This window comes from Arthrobacter sp. TmT3-37 (assembly GCF_054510835.1).
The window spans coordinates 318754-340289 of sequence record NZ_JBTNDU010000002.1; the positions used below are offsets into that span (position 1 = coordinate 318754).

Below are 21536 nucleotides of genomic sequence, written 5' to 3' on the forward strand. Positions count from 1 at the left end.
CCACTCTTTGTTCCGCATCGGGGCGCCGGACGCCGTCGGTGCCTAGCCGGCATCCGCCGCACGGAGTGCGAGGTTGGGGTGCAGCAATTCGAAGCCCTCGTCGGTCAGCGCATTCCGATCGATGTCGTCCGGCAGCAGCACCACGGTGGCCCTGCTGTCGCGGATCGTGGCGCCTGCGCTCCCGGGTACGAGCGGCGCGCATTCCAGACCGACCCCGATGCCCTCCTCGACGAGGAGGCAGGCTATGTCGTCGCTGCCGGTGCCGGCCGTCGGCCTGGCTGCGAAGTACTCGACGCCGTCGCGTTCGGCGAGGAAGCGGGTGGTCGAGAGGTCGATGCCGTCGAGATCCGTCCGAATGGTGAGGACGTCCTGGTCCGTCTGGTCCCGATCGAGGACGCCCAGCACCGGCCCCAGGCCGCACGCGGCCAGTCCGAGCAGCACGCTGCAGCATCCGGCGACCAGTGCCGGGCAGCGGGGGATGCGGCGCATTGATCTCCTGGGGGCGGAATCGGGGTGGATGATGCTCCCAGCCTAGCGAACGGGCGCACCCCTAGGCTGGGAGCCATGGAGTCCACCCGTGCCCTGTCCGGTCGTACCTTCGTCGTCACCGGGGTGAGCCGACGCAGGGGCATCGGCTACGCCGTCGCGTCCCGCCTCGCGGGCATGGGCGCGAGCCTGTTCCTGCATTCCTACGCTCCGCACGACGCCGAGCAGCCGTGGGGCGCGGACGACGTCGACCTCGTCGTCGCGGGGATCCGCGGCCTGCTGCAGGACGACGCGCGGCTCGCCCACGCGAGTATCGACCTCTCCCGGCCCGACGGCGGCGAACGGCTCATCGCCGAGGCACGGGACGCGCTCGGACACCTCGACGGGCTCGTGTGCAACCATGCGAGGAGCGGGGGCGACGGCCGGCTCGGCGACATCTCCTGGGAGGACCTCGACGCGCACTGGCAGGTCAACACCCGCGCCACGATCATGGCCACCAGGTACTTCGCGGACCAGCACGACGGCAGGGAGGGTGGCCGCGTCATCTGGCTGACGTCCGGGCAGGTCGCCGGTCCGATGCCCGGCGAGATCGCCTACGCCGCGTCCAAGGCGGCGCTCGCCGGGCTGACGGCGTCGGTCGCCGACGACCTCGTCGACCGGCGCATCCTGCTCAACACCGTCAACCCCGGCCCGGTCAACACCGGGTACCTCGACGAGGACACCGCGGACCGGCCTGCCGAGGTGCTGCAGCAGGTCCTCCGGCACTGCCCGTCCGGGCGCTTCGGCGAGCCCGACGATCCGGCACGGCTCATCGCCTGGCTGCTCGGGGACGAGGGCCGCTGGATGGTGGGCCAGGTCCTGAGTACGGAGGGCGGCTTCCGCCGCTGGTGACCCCGCGCGGACCTCGGCGCCCAGGCAGGCGGCATCCGCACGACTAGCGGATGCCGCTCCGGGCCAGCCCCTGCACGAAGTACTTCTGGAACGCGAGGAACATGATGACGATCGGCGTGATGGAGACCAGCGCCAGGGCCATGATGGCGCCGTAGTCCGCCCCGTACTGGCCCCGCAGGTACAGGAGGCCGATGGGCAGCGTGAAGAGCTCGCTGTCCTTCAGGGCGATCAGCGGCCAGGCGAAGTCGTTCCACTGGTACATGACGGTGAGCAGGACCAGGACGGCGATGAGCGGCTTGCAGAGCGGCAGGACGATCTGCAGGAAGATCCGGAGGGTCCCGGCGCCGTCGACCTTCGCCGCTTCGATGAGCTCGTCCGGGATGGCGATGATGAACTGGCGTGCCAGGAAGATACCGAACGCCGACGCCGCCGACGGGAGGATGACGGCCCAGAAGGTCCCGTAGATGCCGAGCTGCGTCACGAGGCGGAACTGCGCCACCATCAGCACCTGGACCGGGATCATCATGGTGCTCAGGACGAGCAGGAAGATCGCGCCCTTGCCGCGGAAGTCCAGCTTGGCGAAGGCATAGCCCGCGAGCAGGTTCACCGTGACCGTGAGGACCGTGACGAACGCGGTGATGACCACGGAGTTCCCGAACCAGGTTGCCGTGGGGAAGCTGCCGAAGACCGTGCGGAAGTTGTCGAGGCTCCACGAGGACGGCCAGATGCGCAGCTCCCTGCTGAAGACGTCGGCGTTCGGCGAGAAGGCGAGCGTGACCATCCAGTAGAGCGGGAACATCATCACCAGCCCGACGGCGACCGCCGTGACCAGGCGGGCGGCTGCGGCCACACGCTGGGCCGGCGGTACATGCCTGACACGCGGTACGAAGCCGCCCGGAGCGTCGTCGGTCCTCGCTGCGGCGGTGCGCGCGCCGTCGTCCTGGAGCGGGAGTGGTCGGGCCATGGGGGTCCTGTCCTGGTGGTCCGGGGCTATCCGGCAGTGTCGCGGGAGCGGTTGCCGCGCCACTGGATCGCCGTGAAGAGAAGGGTGAGCAGGAAGATGACGATGCCGATCGCCGCCGCGTAACTCTGGTCGCGCGTGACGAAGCCGTTCTCGTAGGCATAGGTGACCAGCACCGACGTCGAGCGCCCCGGGCCACCGCCGGTCATCACGAAGATCGTGTCGAAGACCTGGAAGGAGTAGATGACGTCCATGATCAGCAGGAAGAACGTGGACGGTCCCACGAGCGGCACCGTCAGGTAGCGGAACTGCTGCCACGGGCCCGCCCCCTCGAGGCGTGCGGCCTCGTAGAGCTCGGGCGAGATGCCCTGCAGGGCGGCCAGGTAGATGACCATGTTGAAGCCGACTCGGATCCACAGGGTCACGAGGATGATCGACGCGAACGCGGCCGACCCCTGCGACTGCCACGGGATGACGGCGAGCCCGCCTTCGCGCAGGAGCTTGTTGACGATCCCGATGGCCTCGTCGAACAGCAGGACGCCCATCAGGGCCGTCGCCACGCCCGAGATGACCATGGGGAGGTAGATGAGGGTGCGGAACAGCCTCCGCCCGGGAAGGACGGAGTTCATGAGGACGGCGAGGCCCAGCCCGAGGGCGAGACTGAGCGGCACCGTGAGAAGCGTGAAGACCGCGGTGTTCAGGGCGGACTGCCAGAACGTGGGGTCCGCGACAAGGCGTTGGTAGTTCGCGAGCCCCACCCATCCGCTGGCGCCGAAACCGCTGGATTCCTGGAAGCTGATCAGGAAGGCCCAGCCCAGGGGGAGGAACAGGAAGATCCCGAGCAGGACGAGGTTCGGGCCGAGGAAGCCGTAGGAGGCCAGGGTGGCGCGCTGCCGCGACGACACCCGCCGGGTCCTCGCGGCATAGGTGGCGGCCGGGGAGGCGGCTGGATCGGTCCTGCCGGTCGACTCCTCGCGCGCCGAGGTGCCGGCGGACATCAGCCGGCTGCCTCGTCGACTGCTGCCGCGATGTTCGCCAGCGTCTCCTCGACCGGCTGGCCCTGGACGAACGCGGCCTCCAGCTGGTCGCGGAGCTTCGGGTTGATGGTCGCCATGGCGGGGGAGGTGAGCTGCTGGACGTCACCCGGTTCGAGCGTCGTCGCCTGCTCCACGAAGATCCCCGCGATGTCGGGCCGCGTCTGGTAGTCGAGGTCGGTGTCCACCAGGCTGGTCAGGGTGGGCAGCTCCATCGCGCGGGCACAGAAATCGGACATCTGGTCCGGTTGCGTCATGAATTTCAGGAACTCCGCGGCGAGGTCGGGATTGCGTGCGTTCTTCGTGGCCACGAGGGCGTTGCCACCGAGATCGCAGGCGCCTCGCTGATCGCGTGGCAGGTAGGTGGCCCCCCACTCGAAGTCGGTGATGGCCTCGTCGAGGCTCGGGAGCACGAAGTTGCCGACGAAGGCCATGGCGGTGGTGCCGGCCGAGAACGCGTTGTCGGCGTAGGTCGAGGACTTCACCGAGCTGCTCGGAGGCACCAGGCCGTCGGTGAAGAACCCCTGCGTGAACGCGAGGGCCTTCGCGCCGGCATCGGACTCGATCGCGGATCCGGTCAGGTTCTCGTCGAAGAGCCGTCCCCCCGCCTGGAACAGCCAGCTCAACCAGCGGGTGGACCCGCCCAGCTGCCAGTTGTAGACGAAGGGGAAGAGGTCGTCGGGGAGGGACCCGCGGAGCTGCTCCGCGACCTGGCGGAACTCGTCCCAGGTCCAGGCGGAGTCGAGGCTGTCCGGGACACTGCCGATGCCCGCCTGCTCGAAGAGGTCCGTGCGGTACACGACGGCCGAGGTGTCCGTCTGGTGGGGCACGCCGTAGGGCTTGCCGTCGAACTGGACGGCCTGCCACATCGCAGGGAGGAACTCCTCGCCGGCGGCGGTGTCGAAGTAGCTGCCGAGGTCGAGGAGCTGGTCCTGGCTGCTGTAGGCGCCGATGGTGCCGTAGTCCACGCGGAAGAGGTCCGGAGCCGTGCCGGCCTGCAGCTGGGCGTCGATGTTCGAGAAGATCTGCTCGTAGGGGACGAGGTCGAGCTCGACCTTCGTGCCCGAGTTCGCGGCCTCGAAGGCGGCGATGCCGCGGCGGAAACCCTCCTCCTCGGCGGGGCTGCCCCAGGTGGTGAACGTGAGGGTGTTCTCCCCGCCGTCGTCGCCGCCCTCCGACCCGCCGCCCCCCGAGAATCCCGCGCAGCCGTTGAGCGCTGCCGCCGCTGCGAGGAAGCCCGCACCACCGAGTATCTGCCGTCTGGAAATGGTCATCGATCTGCCTTCCGAGTGAGCGTGGTCACAACGTACAGCACGGCGCCGACAGCGCAACCACCCTTGCTCCCCGGGAGGAGGTGCGCTAGGACCCGGTCGGTGGCGACCTACCGCTCGAAGCCCGCGCGTCCGCCGACCGGCTCACCCCGCCCGAGCCGGCGGTGGAGGCACCGAGGGCGGCCTCGGGGGTCGGCGCCTCCGAGGGCACGAGCGGTTCCGTGCCGGCCGGGTCGGGGCGGGACCGCATCCGCTCACGGCGCGAGGACGGACCTCAGAACCCGACGAGGGGGTGGGGCACGTAGTGCTCCTCCAGCGCGCCGACCTCGTCCTCCGTGAGCTCGAGGTCCAGCGAGGCGAGGGCGTCCTCGAGGTGCCGCGGCTTGCCGACGCCGACGATCGGCGCGGAGACCACGGGATTGCGCGACACCCAGGCGAGGGCGACCTGGGCGCGGGTGACCCCGCGCGCCCCGGCGACGGTCCCGACGGCGTCGGACACGCGCCGGTCCGCGTCGAGGGTGCCGTAGAGGGTCTTGCCGAAGGAGTCCGTCTCGGACCGCGACGTCGTCTCGTCCCACGGGCGCGCCAGCTTCCCGCGCGCGAGCGGGCTCCACGGCAGGACGCCGACGCCCTGGTCCGCGCACAGCCCGTACATCTCGCGCTCCTCCTCGCGGTTGATCAGGTTGTAGTGGTCCTGCATCGTGACGAAGCGGGTCCAGCCGTTGATGCGCTGGAGGTAGAGGGCTTTCGAGAACTGCCACGCATACATGGAGGACGCCCCGAGATACCGCACCTTGCCGGCCCGGACGACGTCGTGCAGTGCTTCCAGGGTCTCCTCCAGCGGGGTTCCCGGATCGAACCGGTGGATCTGGTAGAGATCCACGTAGTCGGTCCCGAGGCGCCGGAGGCTGTTGTCGAGCTCCGCGAAGATCGCCTTGCGGGACAGCCCGGCGCCGTTCGGCCCCTCGTGCATGCGGCCGTGCACCTTGGTGGCGATGACGGTCTCCTCGCGGCGGGTGAACTCCGCCAGCGCGCGTCCGACGATCTCCTCGCTCGAGCCGTCGGAGTAGACGTTCGCCGTGTCGAAGAAGTTGATGCCCGCGTCGACCGCGGCGCGGATCAGGGGGCGGCTCTCCTCCTCGGTCAGCGTCCAGGGGTGGTTGCCGCGGTCCGGTTCGCCGTAACTCATGCAGCCGAGGGCGAGGGGCGAGATGTCGAGGCCTGTGGAGCCGAGTTTCACGTAGCGCATGCGTTCCCTTTGCTGGCGTCGGAGGTGTTCCTCCACCCTAGCCCGGGCTCCTCCGTCGATCCGAGGGAGGAGCCCGGCGGGTGCAAGCGGCCGGCCCACCCGGCGCCGCCGGCCGGGACTAGGGCAGGATGGCTGTGTGACACCTGCAGACTCCGACAACCCGGCAGACCCGACCTCCGCGCGATCCCGCTCCCGCCGCTGGCGGCTCCCGGCGGCGCCCGCCCCGGCGGAACCGCACGGCTCCTCGGTGGCCCGGCGCTTCCGCCCCCACGCCTTCGCGGAGGGATTGAAGGCCAGTGCCGCCTGGACGGCGCGCAGCATCATCGTCCTGGCAGGACTGGTCATCCTCTGGTACATCACCGGGGCCCTGTGGTCGATCGTGCTGCCCACGCTGTTCGCACTGCTGCTCGCCTCGGTCCTCTGGCCGGTCAACCGGTTCCTGCGCAAGGGCCTCCCGAAGGTGCTCGCCGCCCTCGTGACGCTCTTCGGATTCCTCGGCCTCGTCGGCGGGATCGGAGCGCTGACCGTTCCCTCGATCGCCGGCGGGGTCGCCGACCTCTCGACGCTGGCCCGGGACAATGTCGCCGACCTCGCGGATTTCGTCGCCGGGCCGCCCCTGAACCTGGACGGTGCCAACCTGGACGGGATCGTGGACACCGGCCTGAGCCAGCTGCAGGCGAACGTCGGGAACATCGTCACCGGTATCACCACGGGGCTGAGCGAGCTGACCTCGGGCACCGTCGTCGTGCTGCTGGCGCTCGTCTTCACGTTCTTCTTCCTCAAGGACGGCGACCGCTTCCTGCCCTGGGCGGGGCGGTGGACCAACTCCGCGGCGTACGCCCACGCCGCGAGCATCGCCGGCGGGGCCTGGAAGACGCTGTCCTCCTACATCTTCGCGCAGGCCACCGTGGCGCTCGTGGACGCCGTGTTCATCGGGCTGGGCCTCGTGCTGCTGGACATCCCGCTCGCGGTCCCGCTGGCCGTGCTCGTGTTCTTCTCCGCGTTCATCCCGGTGGTCGGAGCCATCGTCTCCGGCCTCGTCGCGACCCTCGTGGCCTTTCTGGCCTACGGCTGGGTGACGGCACTGATCGTCCTCGGGCTGGTGGTGCTCGTGCAGCAGCTCGAGAGCAACTTCATCCAGCCCCTGCTGGTGGGCCGCACCCTCGAGATCCATCCCGCCGTGGTCCTCGCCTCCGTCACGGCGGGCGGCACGATCTTCGGTATCATCGGCGCCTTCCTCGCCGTCCCCACCACGGCCGTGGGGATCGTGGTGCTGCGGTACCTGCGTGACCTGTCGATCGAGCACCGCCCGGAGACGGGCGTCGCCTCCGGTGATCCCGCCGCCTCGCCGCCTGCCGGCGGGGCCGGCGAGCCCGTACCGGACACGGGTCCGCCCCCGGCCGGCCCCGTGGGGCACCGGTCGGAGCAGCCATGACCGGTCGTCCTGTGGTCGCGGTCCTCGAGGGTGCGACGCCGGTGCGCGGGCTCGAGCGCGTGGCCGAGGTGGCAGAGGTCCGGGTGGCGCAGGCGGCTGGCCTCCCCGGAGCCCTCGACGGCGCCGACGTCCTCTACCTCTGGGACTACTTCTCCGGAGCGCTCCCCGCGGCCTGGCACGCAGCCGGCTCCCTCCGCTGGCTGCACGTCGCGGCCGCCGGCGTGGACAAACTGCTCTTCCCGGGACTCGTGGCCTCCGACGTCGTCGTGACGAACGCCCACGGCATCTTCGACCAGCCGATGGCGGAGTACGTGCTGGGTGCCATGCTCCACGCCGCGAAGGGTTTCGGGCCCCTGCGGGACTCCCAGCGCGAGGCCCGCTGGGCCTGGCGGGAGGGCCGCAACATCGCCGGTTCCCGGGCACTGGTGGTGGGCACGGGCAGCATCGGCCGCCATACCGCACGACTGCTGCGGGCGGTCGGGGTGCGCGTCGAGGGCGCGGGCAGGGTCGCGCTGGAGCACGACGACGATTTCGGCCGCGTGCACGCCGCCGCGGACCTGGCCCGGGTGGTGCCCGGGTTCGACTGGGTCGTCCTGGTGGCCCCCCTGACCCCGTCCACCGAGAACATGATGGGCGCTGAGGCGATCGGGGCGATGAAACCGTCCGCCGTCCTCATCAACGTGGGACGGGGGCGGCTCGTGGACGAGGCGGCCCTCACCGGCCGACTGCGGGCCGGGACGCTCGCCGGAGCGGTCCTCGACACGTTCGCCGTCGAACCGCTGCCCCCGGAGAATCCGTTGTGGTCCCTGCCCACCGTGCTCGTCACGCCGCACATGGCGAGCAATGCCGATTCCTGGCTCGACGACCTCGCCGCGCAGTTCGAGCGGAACTTCCTGCTGTGGGTCGAGGGGCGGCCCCTGCCGGGTGTCGTCGACAAGGCCCTCGGGTACGTGCCCTCCGGGCGTCCGCCCGGCTAGGCCGGTGTGGCGGCCAGCTCTCCGCGCCACCATCGTACGGTCTCGTCGAGGGCGGCCTCCAGCGGCGTGGGTGCGATGCCCAGCAGCCGCTGCGACGACGTCGAGTCCATGACGAACGGCCGGTCGAACTGGTAGGACATCTCGGCCAGCTCCCGCACGGACGGCACGACCACGCCGAGTCCGCGGAACAGCCAGCCCGGTGTCCCCGTCAGGCGGGGTGCGGCGACTCCGGCCGTCGATGCGAAGGCCTCGACGAGCGCGCGCTGCGTGAGGGCGGGGAGGGTCGGTGCGTGCAGCACCCGGTCGCGGACGCGCGGCAGCTCGGCCGCCGCGATCATCGCCGCGGCGAGGTCGGGGACGTAGGTGAACGAGTGTGCGGCGTCCGGACTGCCCACGAGCCGGATCGGGCTGCCGTCCAGCACGGCCGGCACCATCCGGTCACCGGCGTGCGCCATCCGCACCCTCGGCCCGTAGAAGTCCGACGCGACCACCGAGACGGTGTCCGTCGTGGACGCTGCCCGCGCCGCCAGCAGGGCCGTCCGGACACCGCGCTTGCCGCCTTCCGCAGCGCGCTCGCCCTGCTCCGTCATCACCTGGTCCGGCCTGCTGTAGGAATACAGGCTCTCGGGGAACACGACGACGGCGCCCTCCCGCGCTGCGGCCTCGAGCACCACGGACTCGGCCGCGGGTAGTTCCCGCTGCCAGGCCGCCGCGGAGTAGGTGCTGCCGTGGATGCAGGAGAAGACCGCGACCGCCCCGGTGATGGCGGTCGCGAGGGCGGAGGCGTCGGACACGTCGACGACCAGCTTCTCGACGAGGGGGTGGTCCGGCCCGCTGCCGGACCGTGTCAGGATGCGCACGGAGTCCCCGCGCGCTGCGAGCTGTTCCGCGACGGTCCAGCCGACAGGTCCTGCTCCGGTGACGATGTACTGGCTCATGGTGTGCCTTTCGGGCCGTAGGAGAATGAGAGCAGTGCTCTCGCTTCCAAGGTTGTACCCTCCTCCGGCTCTGGTCAAGATCACTGCTCTCAAAAGTTGACACTGCTCTCATCCGGGTGCCAGAGTGACACCATGGCCGGAACACCGCGCGAACGCGCCCGCGAACAGACACTCAGCGACATCACCCTCATCGGCCGCCGTCAGCTCGGGGAGGTGGGCGCCGCGGCCCTCTCCCTGCGTGCCGTGGCGAGGGAACTCGGCGTCGTCTCCTCGGCCGTCTACCGCTATGTCGCCAACCGCGACGAATTGCTCACGCTCCTCGTGGTCGACGCCTACAGGGAGCTCGGTGACGAGGTCGACGCCGCCGTGGATTCCGCGCCGCAGGCTGCCCTCGGGCGTTTCACGGCACTCGCCGGCGCCGTCCGGGCATGGGCCGTGCGTGAACCGTCGCGTTACGCACTGCTCTACGGCAGCCCCGTCCCCGGCTACGAGGCGCCAGCGGAGCAGACCACGACCCAGGGGACCCGCGTCGTCACGCTGCTCGCGCACATCGTCGACGACGCCTGGCGCGCGGGGAACCTGCACGGCGCCGCCGGACCGGCACCCACACGGCTCGCGGGCGACTACCGCGTCATCCGCGACCAGCTGTCGCTCGCCGCGCCGGACGACGTCCTCGCCGCCACCGTGCAGGCCTGGTCCGCCCTCTTCGGTGCCGTCTCGTTCGAGGTCTTCGGTCAGTACGGCACCGATACGTTCAGCGATCCGGACGCGCTCCACGACTACACGGTCGCGCGACTCGCTGCGCAGCTCGGGCTCCGCGACGTAGGCGTGCAGGACGCTCAGGGAACCGCCTGACTGACGAGCAGTACGGCCGTGGACCCTGGACCGCGGTCGCCCACCGGACGGGTGCCGGCCGAGCTCCACCGTGCGGAACTACTCACCCGCCCGGGGCGGCATGCACCCGCCCGGGCCGCCCTCGCGCAGGCGGAGGCGCTCGTCGATGCGGCGGAGGGGAAGGGGCCGCGGAGTACCTCGCCGCCGCCCGCGAGGTCGTGGCCGGCGGGAGTCCGGCGCGTCCCCGGGGGATTGGCGTCGGCAACGCGGCGGGTGAGACACTGGCGGCTGCCGCCACCCCGCTGATCAGGAGCCCCCGTGCGCATCCGCCTGCCCCGTCCGGAGACCCGCAACAGCGCGCACCCGGTCTGGCTGTTCTTCGCCCTCGTCCACGCCGGTTTCCTCGCACGCCTGCTGCCGTTCATCCTCGGGGGCGGAGTGCTCAGTGACATCCGCTTCTACCGTGAGTGGGCGTACCAGGGGCTGGACGACGGCGTCTGGCAGGGGATCGACACCGCCTGGGTGTACCCCGTCGGAGCCCTCGCACCGATGGTCCTCGCCACCGTCCTCGGCCCGTATCTCTACCAGCTCGCCTGGTTCCTGCTCTTCGCCGCGCTCAACGCCGTCGGCACAGCTGCCCTGGTCCGGCGGGGCACACCGTCGTCGTTCACCGCCGCCTACTGGTGGCTGACGGCGACGGCACTGCTCGGGCCGGTCGCGGTCGGCCGGATCGACGGCCTGACGGCGCCCCTGGTGATCACCGCACTGCTCCTCGTCGCCGCGCGGCCCTTCGTGGCCTCGCTCGTCCTGAGTGCCGCCACCTGGATGAAGGTCTGGCCGGCCGCCGTCGTCCTCGCGGCGCTCGTCGCCGTGCGGAGGGGCCGGCTCCGCATCCTCGGCGCAGGCCTCGCCCTCACCGCCGGCATCGCCGCCGTCGTCGCGCTGACCGGTGACGTCCGCAACCTCACCGGCTTCCTCAGCGCGCAGGGTGCCCGCGGCATGCAGCTCGAGGCGCCGCTCAGCACGCCCGGCGTGTGGCAGGCGATCACGGGGACCTCGGGCGCCTACTTCTTCGAGGACGAGGTCATCAACACCATGGAGGTCCGGGGTGCGCTGAGCGGGGTCGTCGGGGACCTCATGACCCCGCTGATGGCGCTGACAGTCCTCCTGGTCGCCGTGTTCCTCGCGGTCGCCCTGCACCGCGGAGCCCCGGCCGATGCCCTGCTCGCCACGGGGGCGCTGGCGCTGGTGAGCACCCTCGTGGTGTTCAACAAGGTGGGCTCCCCGCAGTTCATGCTGTGGATGGCGGCCGTGATCGCCGGAGGACTCGTGCTCGACCGCGTGTCCGAGTGGCGCTACCCGGCCCTCGCCATGCTGGCCACGGCGGGCCTGACGACCCTCGTGTATCCGGTGTTCTACGACGCCCTGCGCTACGAGCTCGACCCGGCCGTCGCCGTCCTGCTCACGCTCCGGAACCTGCTCGTGGTGAGCATCCTGGTCTGGTCCCTCGTGCGGCTCGGACGCCTGACCGCCCGGGCGCGGATCCCTGCCGCCGCGGCTACGGGTGCCTGACGCCCTGCCCTGCCAGGACGGCGCGGTAGCCCTCCCGGTACGTCGGGTGGGTGAAGGAGAACCCCGTGGACCGGAGCAGGCTGCTGTCCACCCTGCGCGCGCCGCCGCGGGTCGGGGACACCTCGCCGCGGGGCGGCTCCGGCAGGCCGAGCTCTCCGGCGAGGAACTCCAGCACCTCACCGAGGTCCACGGGTAGCTCGTCACTGCCGAGGTAGATGGGTGCGGGAGCGTCGACCGCCGTGACCAGGTGCACGATCGCAGCCGCGGCGTCGTCGCGGTGGATCCGGTTCGTCCACTGCGGTTCCGCCGGCAGCACGGCCGCGCCGGTCCTCACCTGGTCGATCAGGCGGGTGCGGCCCGGCCCGTAGATCCCCGAGAGCCGGAGGACCGTGCCGCGGTCAGAGCGGCGGAGGAGCACCTGCTCGGCCTCGCGGACGAGGCGGGCCGTCGGGGCGGGGCTCTCCGCCGGTGACTCCTCGGTGACCCAGCCGCCGTCGAAATCCCCGTACACCGCGGTGGACGACACGAAGAGGATGCGGCGCGGCCGGACGCCGTCGCGGTCGAGGGCGTCCAGGACGTTCCGGGTCGCGTCGACATAGGCGCTGCGGTAGGCAGCCTCGCTGCGGTCCCCGGCCGCCGTGGCGATGACGACGACGTCGGTGTCCTGCGGGATCGCGGGCAGTGCCTGCGTCAGATCCGCCGCCACGCCCTCGATCCCCGCCGGGATGCGCCCGGACGAGCGCCGCCACCCGACCACCCGTTCCCCGCGCGCGGCCAGCCGGAGGCCCACCTCGGTCCCGAGGTCTCCACAGCCCGCTATCAGCACCGTCATCGCGCATCCGTCCTTCGTCTTCGGCCGAGCCCTGGCAGCCGGTCCGTCCGCCAGTCTAGGGCGGGCGGGACCGGCGTCGTCCACTAGTCCCGGATGCGTACCGCGGTCTCCCTCAGGTACAGGTCCACACGCGTGTAGGCGTCCCGCGTCAGGGCCTTCCAGAGTTCGACGGCGAGTCGGGGGTCCTCCTGCTCGATCGTCCGGATGGCCCGGGCCGTCAGCACCTTGACGTGCACCTCCTCCAGGGCCTTGACCGTCGTCTCCTGGCGGTCGTCGCTGCCGAGGGCCAGCTCCCCGAACGTCATCCCCGCGCTCAGGGTGGTCAGCCGGAGCCGCCCGCCGGAGGGGCCGGGGACCGAGGTGGAGATCCTGCCGGAGAGGATGAAGTAGACGCCGCCGAAGGCCTGGCCGACACGGCGAATCACATGGCCCTTCTCGTACGTGCGATCCTCCATCCGCCGGGCCAGGGCCTCGACGTCCTCGTCGCTCAGGGGGCTCAGCGCCGGGCACTGGGCCACCTCCACCTCGGCCGGGAGGACCAGGTCCCCGCCGTAGCGGGTGATCAGTTCGTTCTCGCACCACTCGACCGCGGCGGTGCGCGTGTCGAATGTCGGGACCGCGCGGTCCACGTCCCGGAAGGTCTCCGCGAGCGTGCCTTCGCCGTCGATCAGCACCAGCTCACGGTTCACCGTCGCGAGGTTCTCACGCACCTCGCTGAGCAGCCGGAGGGAGACGTCCGCGACCTCGTCGACGCGGCGCAGATCGAGGATCACGAAGTCGACGTCGTCGTCCAGGCTGCTGAGCTCCCGGACCATCGATTCGGTGCCGGCGAAGAGCAGGTCACCGTTGAGTTCGATGACCATGGCGCGGTGGCCGTGGTCGCGGAGGACGTCCATCGCCTCGTCGGTCCGCCGGATGCCGGAGGGAGCCGCCGTGATGTCGTAGGTCGCGCGGATGGCCGATCGCCCCGCCCGCGCGGCCCGCACGAAGTGGAGCTCCATGTCGCGGGAGAGCCGCTGGCTGGTCGCCATGCCGCGCACACTGCTGCCGTGGTCGTCGAGGGGTGGCGAATAGACGGCGAGGCCCACCTGACCGGGGAGCACGGCGATGGTGCCGCCGCCCACCCCGCTCTTGGCCGGCATGCCCACCGTGCTGATCCACGATCCGGCGTCGTCGTACATGCCGCAGGTGGTCATGACGGACAGGACGCGCTCCACGGCGGACAGGTCCATCGCCTCGACGCCGGTCAGGGGATTGCGGCCCGAGTTGGCGAGGGTCGCCGCCATGACGGAGAGGTCCATGCAGGTGACCATCACGGAGCACTGGCGGAAGTAGTCCTCCAGAACGGGCGTCGGGTCCTCCTCGATGATGTCGAAGGACCGCAGCAGGTAGGCCAGGGCGCGGTTGCGGTGTCCGTGCTCGAGCTCGGACCGGAAGATCTCCTCGTCCACGCCCAGCTGGCGGCCCGCGAAGGCGGAGTAGGTGTTCACGATGCGGCGGAACCGGGTGTTGCCGCCCCGGGACCGGACGAGGGACGTCGCCGTGAGCGCGCCGGCGTTGATCATCGCGTTCGACGGCCGGCCCGTGCCCGGCGCCAGCGAGATCTCGTTGAAGGAGTCGCCGGAGGGCTCCACGTCCACCTTCGCGTCGACGGCCTCCATGCCGAGATCGGAGAGCGCCAGCCCGTAGGTGAAGGGCTTGGAGATCGACTGGATGGTGAACTCCTCGCGGGTGTCACCGACCTCGTACATGTATCCGTCCACGGTGGTCAGGCAGATCCCGAAATTGTCGGGATCGACGTTCGCCATCGCGGGGATGCTGCTGTACGGCTTGCCGTCCCGCAGTTCGGAGATCTCCCGGTGGATGGTCCTGAGGTAGCTCTCGATCGGCGATTCCATGCTGTCCACCCTACGGGGGCCGCGCCGGCACGACGCCCCGGGCGCCGGTCAGCGGGTGCGCAGGGTGTGGCGGATCGAGAGCACGAAGAGCTGGACGACGGCGGTGGCACCGCCGAGGAGGATCAGCGGCGGCGCGGCCGTCACGGTGTACTGGAACCACGGGGGGCCGGTGGGGCCCGACGGCGCGAGCGCCATGCTCTCCAGGTACTGCTGGTCGTGCAGGATCGGCGCCACGAGGAGGTAGGTGCCCGCCGCCAGGAGGACGCCCGCGACCAGCCACACCCACACGTCGAAGGGATTGCGGGGCGTGTCGTGCGCCGGGCGCGCCACCGTCCCGGGTCCCACCTCGCGGATCTCCGACGGATCGGCCGTGCTCCCGATGACCTGCGGCAGGGCGGGTGCGAGCGGCGCGGGGATGCCATCCGCGATGCCGCATCGCCGTCGCCGCCACGCTGGTAGATGTCTGCGTAGCGTGGATCGTAGGTTCCCTGCATGCGGTCGCTGCTCATCGGATTCCCCCCTGGACTGACGATCGCTCCAGAGTAGACCACGGGTCCTTCGTGGTCCCCCTGTCGTCCCACCGTTTCTCGCCGGGGCCGTCGGCTCTGGACCGCGCGGCTAGACTGGCCAGCCGGTGCACCCGCACCGGATGACGGGGAGGGACCCATGCCCAGGAAGACCGCAGGTGGCGCGACTCCCGCGCCGCGGCTTGCCCTGCGGGCGCCGCAGGGCGTCACCCGGGTGGCCGAGCCGCGGCTGCTCGACGGCGACCACCGGGAGGGCGAGCACTACGAGCGGACCTCGTTCGACGGTGGGGAGCTTGCCGGCATCACCCTGCAGGAGTGCCTGCTCGAGGGCGTCTGCCTGAACGACACGGACCTGCGCGGCGCCCGCTTCCTCGAATGCGCCCTCGAGGACACGTATGCGCCGGTCTTCCGCGCACCGCGGAGCAGCTGGCGGGAGACGTCCCTGCGGAGCACGCGGTGGGGTTCCGCCGAGCTGTACGACAGCCGGTTCGACGCGGTGCACCTCGACGGCGGGAAGCTGGACTACGTGAACCTCCGCAGCTCCCAGCTGACGGACGTCCTGGTGAGCGACTGCATCATCGGCGAACTGGACCTGACCGGGGTCCGGGCGACCCGGCTGGCCCTGCGGGACTGCACCATCGGGACCCTCACCCTCGACGGCGCACAACTGAAGGACGCCGACCTGCGCACGAGCACCTTCCGCAGCATCCACGGTCTCGACGGCCTGCGCGGCGCCACGATCGACGAGTACCAGCTACAGCTGCTGGCGCCGTTCCTCGCCGAGAGCATGGGTCTGCGCATCGAGGGGTGAGCCCGGATCACCGCCGCGGGGGCACCAGGCCGTCAGGCGGATGCGGACGAGCCGGTGCCCGGGTAGCCGGGTCCGCCGGGGTGCGCCGTGCCTGAGGGATGGCCGGGGCCCGGCGGATGGGCCGGTCCGGACGGATGCCGGTCGGCGGTGTAGTCCCGGCCCGGAGCGGGTGATGGCGCTGCCACGGAACCCTGTGCTGCGGACGAGGAACCGGACGAGGAACCGGACGCGGTCCGAGGCACCGGTGAGCGTCCGGACGGGCCCTCTGCGGAGGCCGCCGGCGCATCGACCGACCGGGCCGAGGTCGGGGCGGCAGATGAGGCGGGGGCGGGTCCGGCGGCCGGTGCGTAGTGCGCGGCGTCGTACTGCGACGGGTCGTAGGCGTGTCCCGGCGACCGAGGCAGCGACCGTGACTGCGGCAGCGCCGGCCCCTGTGCCCAGGGTGTCGCGCCGACCGGTGCCTGTCCGGCATGGGCGAACGGCGCGGGCATCCCGGCCGGGACCGAGGAAGCGGGGTAGGGCGGGCGCCGGACGGCGGGCAGGGGGGCCGCGGTGCGCGTCCGGGCGATGCCACGGCGGTCCGCGAGGCGGACGATGACGACCGTGGTCACCGCCATGGTCGCCACGGACACGACGAGTCCACTCACGGAGCCGTCGGTCGAGTTCACGTCGACCAGCCCGAACGCACCGAGCACGAAGATGGTCATGTTGTTGATCGCGTGGACGGCGATCGCCGCCTCCAGGCCGCCGGTCCGCCACGTGAGCCAGCCCGCGACGACAGCGAAGACCGCGACGTCGGCCTGGCCGAGCGGGTCGTAGCCGTGGCCGAGGACGAAGAGCGGGACGGGCAGCAGGATCGCGAAGGCCGGGTGCCGCAGCCAGCTCCCGATCGCCTGCATCAGGAAGCCCCGGAAGACGTACTCCTCCGCGGCGGCCTGGAACGGGACCGCGAACAGGGACAGGGCCAGCAGGACGAGCAGGATCGTCGTGTCCTGCTGCACGGGGGCGGCGGCGGCCTCCTCGGGGAAGAGGAAACCGATCCCCGTCGAGACGGCGAGGCTCACGAGGAAGACGGACAGCGCCGCGACGGCGCAGACCCCCAGCCAGCGCCAGCGGATGCGGCCGGCCACCGAGGAGAGCAGGCCGAGGGGCCGCGGCCCGACGATCAGCACAGCGAGCGCGAGGGCGGGGATCATGAGGATCAGCGAGGCCAGGGTGAAGGCGAAGATCACCGGATCGGCGAGGTCGATCGCCGCTGCGGCGTCGAGGTAGGGCCCGATGTCCGCCGAGGAACTCAGTGCGAGGACCACTCCGACGATCAGCAGGAGTACCGTGAGGACCAGGTAGAAGGCGACTCCGAGCAGTGCGGTGAGGAGCGGTCTCCACCAGCGGTGCTGCGGCCACGAGTGGGCCAAACGGTGGAATTCGAACTGCCGGTCAACCTGTTCCATGCTTCTACCGTAGTGCGGATTCCTTGGCGTTCTCTGCGACGGATTCCTTGCGGTCCCGCCGGTGGCGCAGGTGCCCGAGGAGTGTGACGACGGCGGAGAGCAGCGCCGATACGGCGATGCCGAGCCAGAGATCCACCGTCAGGGTCAGGGCGCCGACCACGGCTCCGGCCATGATCAGCGCGATGGCGGAGAAGCGGCGCGCCCAGAAGGGACTCTTCCCGCCGGCGAGGCGGGAATCCGAGGCGAGGCCCGTGATGGTGGACGTGACGACCACCGTGGTGATCTCGGCGACCTTCAGGCGCTTCGCCGTCGCGGCCTGGACGCCCATCATCGTCGCCAGCACCGACGTCGTGATGCTCCCCAGCACCTCCTCGGCGTGCACGTCCACGAGGGCGACGTACACCGCGAGGGCCGTCAGGCCCACGGTCACGGCCAGGAGGGCGATCGACGTGCGGCCGGACCACCCCTCCGGGCCCTTCCGCAGGACACGCCCGGCGAGGGCGGCGCCGACCATGAAGAAGACGAGGGCCAGTGCGGGCCGGAGGATCGGCAGGTCCGCCCCGCCGGCGAAGGCCATGCCCAGCAGCACCACGTTGCCCGTCATGTTGCCCGTGAAGACCCTGTCCAGGCCGAGGTAGCCGACGGCGTCGATCACGCCCGTGGAGAAGGTCAGGGCGAGCATGAGCCACAGGTGGAGCCGGTCGGTCGCTATACGCGGATTCTTCTTTCCCATGAATTCCCTCGGTAACAGCCTTGAAACGAATGTATACGAAGCTTATCGTCGTACAGGCGATTGTATTCAATCTTTCGATCTCCCTGCAGAAGCAGTTCCATCCTTCCGTTCGTGAGGAACCCCATGCAGCACTCCACCCCCACCCCGACACCCCGCAGGAGATCCGGCCGGGCCGCCGGACTGCTGGCGGCCGCGGCCGTCGCCGTGACGGTCCTGACCGCATGCCAGCCGGTCCAGCCGTTGCCGGCCGCCCCCGTCCGTGAGGACGTCACCAGCGTGCCCATCGGGGACGCCGCAGTCCGTGAGGGAGGAGACCTCGTCATGGCACTCTCCGCCGAGCCGGACAAACTCGACCCGACGACGTCGTCGTCCCTCTACACGCGCTACGTCATGCAGACCATGTGCCAGAAGCTCTACGACATCGACGCCGACGGGGAACTCGTACCGCAGCTCGCCACAGCGCTGCCGGAGATCTCGGACGACGGACTCACGGTCACGATCCCCGTGCGCACCGACGCCGTGTTCGCCGACGGTGTCCCCTTCGACGCCGATGCCGTGCGCGCCACTTTGGAGCGCCACCTCACGCTCGAGGGCTCGACCCGCAAGAGCGAGCTCGGGCCGATCACGGAGATCCGTGCCGTCGGCCCGGACCGTGTGCGGATCCGCTACGAGCGGCCCTTCGCGCCGCTGGCGGCCGCGCTCGCCGACCGCGCGGGCATGATGCTCTCGCCCGAGGCCATCGAGGAGAAGGGCGCGGACTTCGGGAGCAGCCCGGTCTGCGTCGGACCCTTCAAGTTCGTCGACCGCGTGCCGCAGACCTCCATCACCGTCGAGCGCGATCCGCTCTACTACGACGCCGCCAACGTGCACCTGGACACCATCACCTACCGGATCATCACCGACGCGAACATCAGGGCCGCGAACCTGCGCTCCGGCGACGTGCAGGTCGCCGACACCATCTCGCCGCAGGACATCGACGCCCTGCTCAAGGAGGACGGGCTCGGAGTGCTGCAGGTCGGCTCGCTGGGCTACCAGGGCCTCACCGTGAACGTCGGCAACACCGACGGCGTGGGGGAGCCCGTGGGCACCATGGCCACGCCGCTCGCCCAGGACAAGGCCATCCGCCTGGCGCTGTCCATGTCGATCGACCGGGAAGCCCTCGTCAACACGGTGTTCAACAGCTGGTTCGAACCCGCCTGCTCACCCGTCTCGCCCGACAGCCCCTACGCCTCCGAGGCCAGCGAGGCGTGCCCGCCGTACGACCCGGACGGCGCGAAGAAGCTGCTCGAGGACGCCGGCGTCGAGGCGCCGTACCCGATCGAGATGCAGGTGACCAACACCCCGGACACCCTGCGCTACGGTCAGGCGCTGCAGGCCGCGGTCGCCGACGGCGGCTTCGACCTCACCGTGGTGCCGGTCGAGTACTCCACGCTCCTCGACGTGCAGTCCCAGGGCGACTTCGAGGCGCTGCAACTCGGCTGGTCCGGACGCATCGACCCCCACGGCAACATGTTCAACTTCCTCTCGACCGGCGGCGGCAACAACTACTCCGGCTACAGCAATCCCGAGGTGGACGACCTGCTCACCGACGCGGCCCAGATCAACGACGTCGCGGAACGCGCGGCACTGTACGGGGACGTCGTGGAGCGGCTGCACGAGGACAACCCCCTGATCTACCTGTACCGGCAGCGGAGCCTGACCGCGTACAGCACCGACATCGCCGGTGTGGAGACCTTCGCCGACGGCGTCGTGCACCTCAGCGGCGCGGCATTCATCGAGACGGAGAACTGACATGGGCCGTTACGTGTTCACGAAACTCTGGCAGTCGGTCCTCACCCTGGTCCTGGCCTCGATCGTGGTCTTCGTCGGGGTGCGCCAGCTTCCCGGCGACCCGGCCCTCGCCATGGCGGGGGAGGAGGCGACACCGGAACAACTCGCCGCGGTCCGCGCGGAGATGGGCCTCGACCAGCCGCTCGTGGCCCAGTACCTCGCCTTCGTGCGCAACATGTTCCGCGGCGACTTCGGCGAGTCCACCCGGACGGGGACACCCGTGACCGAGCTGATCGCCACCACGCTGCCCGTGACGCTCTGGCTCTCGGCGTACGCGATCGTCGTGGCGATCGTCGTCGGGATCCTCTTCGGCGTCATCGCCGAGCGGTTCCGCGGCCGCTGGCCCGAATGGGTGGCGAACGCCTTCGCGCTGGTGGGCTTGTCCGTCCCCAACTTCTGGCTCGGCATCCTCGCCATCCTGTACCTCGCGGTGACGCTCGGCTGGTTCCCCGCCTCAGGCTATGTGGATGTCCTCTCGGATCCGCTGCGGGGCCTGTACTACCTCACGCTGCCCGCGCTGATCCTCGGGACCGGGCTCGCAGCGGTGATCATGCGGCAGACCCGCGCCTCGATGATCGAGACCATGACCACCGACTACGTCCGTACGGCCCGCGCGAAGGGGCTGGGACGGGGCCGTGTGCTGGTGCGCTACGGGCTCCGGAACTCGCTCATCGTCGTCGTCACCATCGTGGGCCTGCAGCTCGGTGGCCTCATCTCCGGGGCCGTGGTCACCGAGCGGATCTTCGCGCTGCCGGGCTTCGGCAAGCTCACCCTGGACGCCGTCTTCACCCGCGACTATCCCGTCATCCAGGCCGTGGTGCTGATCATCACCGTCAGCTACATCCTCATCAACCTCGCCGTGGACATCCTGTACTCGGTGGTCAATCCCAAGATCCGTGTCGGAGGAGCCAACTGATGGCCGTCGAAACACTGCCCCCCGGAACCGCCGGGTCAGGCCTGGGCTCCGGCCGCGGCCGCATCCTGTCCTCGCTCCGCTCCAACCCGCTGGGCATCACCGGCGGCGTGATGCTCGTCGCCGTCGTGCTGGCCGCGCTCCTCGCCCCCGTGCTCGCGCCCTATCCGCCCACCGAGGTGCACTTCGACACCCCGTTCCAGCGGCCCCTCACCGAGGGCTTCCTGCTCGGCACGGACGACCTCGGCCGTGACGTCCTCTCCCGTCTGCTCTTCGGGATCCAGACCTCGCTGCAGGTGGGTGTCCTCTCCGTGCTCCTCGCAGTCGTCATCGGGACGCCGCTCGGTCTCCTGGCCGGGTACTCCCGCGGGTTCGACGCCGTCATCTCACGCCTGACCGACGTCACCCTCGCCTTCCCGTTCCTCATCATCGCCGTCGGACTGGCCGCGATCAGCGGGCCCAGTCTCGGCAACGCGGCGGTCGCCCTCGGCATCGCCCAGATCCCGACGATGATCCGGGTGGTGCGCGGCGAGACGCTGCGCATCAAGGAGAGCGACTTCGTGCTCGGCGCCCGCACCATGGACGCGTCGCCGACCTGGATCATGCTGCGGCACGTGCTCCCCAACGCGACATCGGCCATCATCGTCCAGGCGACGGTCATCATGCCCGTCGCGGTGATCGGCGAGGCCCTGCTGTCCTTCCTCGGGCTCGGCATCCAGCCACCCACACCGAGCCTCGGCATCATGCTCTCGGACGCCCAGCAGTACATCTTCCGGGCACCCAGCGCGGCCATCTTCCCCGGCATCGCCATCGCCGCGATCTGCCTCGCCTTCAACCTGTTCGGGGACGCCCTCCGCGACGCCTTCGACCCGACGAACACCACCCGAAAGTGA

Annotated in this window: 20 protein-coding genes; 9 read left to right on the top strand and 11 right to left on the bottom strand. The window is 70.7% G+C overall.

Going from position 1 to position 21536, the window contains the following annotated elements; genetic code table 11:
• Window positions 1–42: 42 nt before the first annotated feature.
• The gene (locus ACX80U_RS04290) at window positions 43–489 is read right to left on the bottom strand and encodes a hypothetical protein (RefSeq protein WP_133082680.1); all 447 of its coding nucleotides are present in this window, start codon (window positions 487–489) and stop codon (window positions 43–45) included.
• Between the two features lie 75 nt (window positions 490–564).
• On the opposite strand from ACX80U_RS04290, the gene ACX80U_RS04295 reads away from it, so the two are divergent.
• Entirely contained in the window at window positions 565–1377 is an 813-nt protein-coding gene (locus ACX80U_RS04295) for an SDR family oxidoreductase (protein ID WP_133082681.1), read from the top strand.
• A gap of 43 nt (window positions 1378–1420) precedes the next feature.
• On the opposite strand, the gene ACX80U_RS04300 is transcribed toward ACX80U_RS04295, so the two are convergent.
• From ACX80U_RS04300 to ACX80U_RS04315, 4 genes are all read right to left on the bottom strand, one after another.
• On the bottom strand, window positions 1421–2341 hold the full coding sequence (locus ACX80U_RS04300) for an ABC transporter permease subunit (protein ID WP_133082682.1): 921 nt from the start codon (window positions 2339–2341) through the stop codon (window positions 1421–1423).
• Window positions 2342–2367: 26 nt separating this feature from the next.
• Entirely contained in the window at window positions 2368–3336 is a 969-nt protein-coding gene (locus ACX80U_RS04305; RefSeq protein WP_459267543.1) for a carbohydrate ABC transporter permease, read from the bottom strand.
• On the bottom strand, window positions 3336–4646 hold the full coding sequence (locus ACX80U_RS04310; protein ID WP_459267544.1) for an ABC transporter substrate-binding protein: 1311 nt from the start codon (window positions 4644–4646) through the stop codon (window positions 3336–3338). The genes ACX80U_RS04305 and ACX80U_RS04310 overlap by 1 nt, the downstream gene beginning before the upstream one ends.
• Window positions 4647–4917: 271 nt before the next feature.
• Window positions 4918–5892 (bottom strand): aldo/keto reductase, encoded by a 975-nt coding sequence (locus ACX80U_RS04315; RefSeq protein ID WP_133082684.1) that lies wholly within the window; start codon window positions 5890–5892, stop codon window positions 4918–4920.
• Between the two features lie 136 nt (window positions 5893–6028).
• Between ACX80U_RS04315 and ACX80U_RS04320 the strand changes: the two genes are divergently transcribed.
• Window positions 6029–7327 carry an AI-2E family transporter gene (locus tag ACX80U_RS04320; RefSeq protein WP_459267545.1) on the top strand — a complete coding sequence of 433 codons (1299 nt, stop codon included), beginning with the start codon at window positions 6029–6031 and terminating at the stop codon, window positions 7325–7327.
• Complete coding sequence (locus ACX80U_RS04325; RefSeq protein WP_133082686.1) at window positions 7324–8304, top strand: NAD(P)-dependent oxidoreductase; 981 nt, start codon at window positions 7324–7326, stop codon at window positions 8302–8304. The genes ACX80U_RS04320 and ACX80U_RS04325 overlap by 4 nt, the downstream gene beginning before the upstream one ends.
• On the opposite strand, the gene ACX80U_RS04330 is transcribed toward ACX80U_RS04325, so the two are convergent.
• Entirely contained in the window at window positions 8301–9242 is a 942-nt protein-coding gene (locus ACX80U_RS04330; RefSeq protein ID WP_133082687.1) for an NAD-dependent epimerase/dehydratase family protein, read from the bottom strand. The genes ACX80U_RS04325 and ACX80U_RS04330 overlap by 4 nt on opposite strands.
• 132 nt (window positions 9243–9374) lie before the next feature.
• Here ACX80U_RS04330 and ACX80U_RS04335 point away from each other — a divergent pair, with 132 nt between their 5' ends.
• Window positions 9375–10097 (top strand): TetR/AcrR family transcriptional regulator, encoded by a 723-nt coding sequence (locus ACX80U_RS04335; RefSeq protein ID WP_133082688.1) that lies wholly within the window; start codon window positions 9375–9377, stop codon window positions 10095–10097.
• A 297-nt stretch (window positions 10098–10394) separates the two neighbouring features.
• Window positions 10395–11648 carry a glycosyltransferase 87 family protein gene (locus tag ACX80U_RS04340; RefSeq protein ID WP_459267546.1) on the top strand — a complete coding sequence of 418 codons (1254 nt, stop codon included), beginning with the start codon at window positions 10395–10397 and terminating at the stop codon, window positions 11646–11648.
• On the opposite strand, the gene ACX80U_RS04345 is transcribed toward ACX80U_RS04340, so the two are convergent.
• The 3 genes from ACX80U_RS04345 to ACX80U_RS04355 all read right to left on the bottom strand — a co-directional run bounded on the left by ACX80U_RS04345 (window position 11635) and on the right by ACX80U_RS04355 (window position 14723).
• Complete coding sequence (locus ACX80U_RS04345) at window positions 11635–12480, bottom strand: SDR family oxidoreductase (protein ID WP_459267547.1); 846 nt, start codon at window positions 12478–12480, stop codon at window positions 11635–11637. The two genes, ACX80U_RS04340 and ACX80U_RS04345, sit on opposite strands and share 14 nt — an antisense overlap.
• Before the next feature lie 83 nt (window positions 12481–12563).
• Entirely contained in the window at window positions 12564–14378 is a 1815-nt protein-coding gene (gene glsA / locus ACX80U_RS04350) for a glutaminase A (protein ID WP_459267548.1), read from the bottom strand.
• Window positions 14379–14426: 48 nt separating this feature from the next.
• On the bottom strand, window positions 14427–14723 hold the full coding sequence (locus ACX80U_RS04355; protein ID WP_459267549.1) for a hypothetical protein: 297 nt from the start codon (window positions 14721–14723) through the stop codon (window positions 14427–14429).
• A 321-nt stretch (window positions 14724–15044) separates the two neighbouring features.
• Here ACX80U_RS04355 and ACX80U_RS04360 point away from each other — a divergent pair, with 321 nt between their 5' ends.
• Window positions 15045–15716, top strand: coding sequence for a pentapeptide repeat-containing protein (locus ACX80U_RS04360; protein WP_133082693.1), 672 nt, complete (start codon window positions 15045–15047; stop codon window positions 15714–15716).
• 32 nt (window positions 15717–15748) lie between these two features.
• Here the strand turns inward: ACX80U_RS04360 and ACX80U_RS04365 are convergent, their stop codons facing one another.
• On the bottom strand, window positions 15749–17167 hold the full coding sequence (locus ACX80U_RS04365) for a CPBP family intramembrane glutamic endopeptidase (protein WP_459267550.1): 1419 nt from the start codon (window positions 17165–17167) through the stop codon (window positions 15749–15751).
• A gap of 4 nt (window positions 17168–17171) precedes the next feature.
• The gene (locus ACX80U_RS04370) at window positions 17172–17900 is read right to left on the bottom strand and encodes a YoaK family protein (protein WP_133082695.1); all 729 of its coding nucleotides are present in this window, start codon (window positions 17898–17900) and stop codon (window positions 17172–17174) included.
• Window positions 17901–18023: 123 nt separating this feature from the next.
• Between ACX80U_RS04370 and ACX80U_RS04375 the strand changes: the two genes are divergently transcribed.
• From ACX80U_RS04375 to ACX80U_RS04385, 3 genes are read left to right on the top strand one after another with little or no spacing between them, the layout of a single operon-like run.
• A complete protein-coding gene (locus ACX80U_RS04375; RefSeq protein ID WP_459267551.1) occupies window positions 18024–19691 on the top strand; it encodes an ABC transporter substrate-binding protein in 1668 nt (555 codons plus the stop codon).
• Window position 19692: 1 nt separating this feature from the next.
• Entirely contained in the window at window positions 19693–20646 is a 954-nt protein-coding gene (locus tag ACX80U_RS04380) for an ABC transporter permease (RefSeq protein ID WP_133082697.1), read from the top strand.
• Entirely contained in the window at window positions 20646–21536 is an 891-nt protein-coding gene (locus ACX80U_RS04385; RefSeq protein WP_459267552.1) for an ABC transporter permease, read from the top strand. The genes ACX80U_RS04380 and ACX80U_RS04385 overlap by 1 nt, the downstream gene beginning before the upstream one ends.